This is a genomic window from Elioraea sp. (genome assembly GCF_051860475.1).
Lineage (GTDB): Bacteria > Pseudomonadota > Alphaproteobacteria > Acetobacterales > Acetobacteraceae > Elioraea.
The window spans coordinates 1-2,926 of the sequence record NZ_JBHYDW010000255.1; the positions used below are offsets into that span (position 1 = coordinate 1).

Annotated in this window: 1 protein-coding gene; it reads right to left on the reverse strand. The window is 72.6% G+C overall.

Annotation, left to right across the window (positions count from 1 at the left end):
• On the reverse strand, nt 1-2,914 hold a 2,914-nt coding region (locus ACTIFU_RS23310), incomplete at its 3' end, for a phage tail protein (protein ID WP_439580717.1).
• Between the last annotated feature and the right edge of the window lie 12 nt (nt 2,915-2,926).

Sequence of the window (2,926 nt, forward strand, 5' to 3'; positions counted from 1 at the left end):
GGTATTCGGTCGCGGTCTGGACCGTCTGAAAGAGGCCGACGAAGCGGAACCGCTCGACGGAGTTGAGCGCGCCGAGCGGCGAGGCGCCGCGGACGATCGAGCCGTCGAGCAGCAGGAAGGTCGCGCCGGTGGCGAATGCGCCGGCATCTTCGGTGCCACGGCGACCGCGCAGGAGGCGGCGGAGGGTGAAGCGCCCGCCGCCGAGCGGGGTCACCTCGGCGAATTGCACCAGCTCGACCCGGCCGTCCTCGGCGACCAGCGCGGCAAGATTGGCGCCGTTCAGTGCCTCAAGGTCGGTCGCGGCTTCGATGCGCTCGGCGCCGGTCTGCATCTGCACCGTGAGCAAGGTCGCATCGTCCCAGGTCCAGTAGGACGCCGGCACCGCCACCGCGCCGAGCACGGAGCCCCAGGCAGCCACGTCCAGCACCGCGCCGGCCGGCTCCCAGGCGGTGCCGTCGGCCGAGCGGAACACCTCAGCGCGGCGCCAGGTCTGCCCGCGCAGCCCGCCGGCGAGCAGATACGAACGCAGCGCCGTGCCGGCGAGATCGTCGGCGTCCGCGAGCAGCGGCAGGTTGAGCGCGAAGCCGCGCGTCGTGTAGGGCGCCGGCAGCGCATCGGGCACAAAACCGGCGCCACCATCGGCGACCGCGGCGACGGCATAGTCGCCGGGCGCCTCCTCGACGGCTTCCAGCGCCACGGTCCAGTCCGCGCCGAGCTGCGCTGAGATCAGCCGCACGCGGCTCTGCGCGCCGTCGCCGCGTACGAGGGTCGCCGGATCGGTCGGCTCCAGGCGGAGATGCTGCGCCGTGCCGGCGAAGGCGAAGCGGGTGCGCTCGCGCCATGCGGCCAGGATCAGCCGGCGCGCGATCGCCTTCGCCTCGGTCGCGGTGAGTACGAGCGGCAGATCGACGGTCGCCTCAGCCTCCGACGCCATGGTGGCGGAGGGCGCGCGCGGGCGCTGCCAGCGCTGCGTGCCGATCTCATAGGCACGCTCGGGGTCGATGTGGCGGACGCTGATCGCGCGAGGCAGCTCCGCATCCTGCGCGCGCTGCTCGTCGATCACGGGCGCGTCGCCCCGGCGGACGAGGTCCGCATGGGTCAACTTGGTCGCGATCGCGCCGCCGCGCTTGCGGAAGACCAGCACGTCATCGCGCTCGACCGCGTCGAAGGCGAAGGCCGTGGCGAGCGGCTCGATCGCCTGGCGCGCCGGCATGGGCCGGGCGACCACGAAGCCGCGCACGCTGTCGGTGAGGCCGGCGACGTTCACTTCCGCCGGCGCGAGCCCGGCGCGCGAACAGAGCACGGCGACGATCGAGGCGAGCGGCACGGTCTCGCTGCCCTGGCGCAGCATCAGCAACCGACGATAGGTGCCGGCGGTGCCGGCATAGAACGCTGCCTTGATGTCCGAGTCCCAGGCGAACGCGGCATTGGTGGGCATGGTCGATGTCCCGGCGGTCTGCACCGTCGCGCCAGTGCGGGTATCGAGCACGATGACCTGGTTCGCGCCGGTGCTGTGGATGGCCCAGGTGCCGCCGAAGACGCGCTTCGTGCCCGACCGCGCCGCGGAGAGGAAGCTCGGGACGTGTCGCTGCCAGGCGATGGACCCGTCCGCCCGCAGCTTGGCGATCGCGGTCTCGGCGGGCGAGTTCGGCGAGGCGGCCAGGATCAGGGCGTTGTCGTCGGGGTCGTAGTCCAAGGCGACCGCGGTGAGCGTGCCGGTGCCGGTCAGGCCGAGCGCGGCGTTGCTGTAGGTGGCGACCAGCGACGCGGTGACGCCGGCGATCTGCGGCCCGCCGGTCGCGCCGTAGGTCAGGGTGATGCGCCAGAGCTCGATGCCCCCGCTGGCGATCGGCGCGGCATACCAGACATCGGAGGCGCCCTCGCGCTCCTCGCCCGCCGCCAGCCAGCCATTCGCCGACGCCGCCATGATCCGCTCGTCGCCGGTGTCGGCGGAGCCGAACACGTAGGTCATGGTGTCGGCGTCGATGCAGTAGACCGCGGCCGGACTGCCCTGGGGCGGGACGAGGAAGAACCGCCGCCAGCCGAACGGCCCGAGCACCCGTGCGATCAGGCAGTCGCCGCGCAGCGGCACGCGGAAGCGGGTGCGGGTGGTGGTGAACGCCGAGGTCGTGGACTCGAACTGGCCAAGGAGGGCGCCAGTGTCGAGATCGTACTTGCGCAGCCAGACGTCGCCGGTCGGGCCGTGCACCACATAGACCTTGCCGTCCTGTGTGGCGATCGCGTGCGCGAACTGCGCCAGGCTCGGGCCGAAGGCGCGGCGCGCCTCCATGGTCAGCGTGTTCACCGAGGCGAGGAAGCGTTGCGTGCTGTCGGCAGGCTCGGTGCCGAGCAGCAGCACCGTCGCGCGCTCGAAGTCGGCAGCGTACAGCGTGCCGGAATAGGCCGCGGCGGCCGGCAGCGTGGTGGTGGTCTCGATCGTGGACTGCCCGCCCGCCGCGACCACCTCCGCGCTGACGGACGGGATGCGGTTGCCGAAGGTGTCGAGCGGCACGTCCTCGAACACGAGGTAGCAGAGGCCGCGATGCGCGACCGCGTTCTCGGCGCCGACCTGCGCCTCGATCAGCGGGTCGGGGAGCTGCGCCTCGTCGCCCGGATGGAAGCGCCAGCGCAGCCCGGGCACCTGCAACTGCAAGGAGCCGCCGGTGGCGTCGTAGACAAGCTTGTCGTCCATCCACAGGCGCAGCACGGCCGTCATCGGCCCGGCGCAGAGCGCGGAGGCCCAGGAGGCGAAGTAGCTGTAGGTGGTGACGCTCTGGCGCCGCCCGCCCTTGCCGGCGCGCACTCGACGGGTATTCGACTGCTCGCGGATGCCGGACGACCAGATGATGTTGCCGGCGACGCGGGCGGTGCCGAAGACCAGCGGGATGGCGGCGCCGTAGGTGCTGGTCTGCACCGCGAGGTCGCC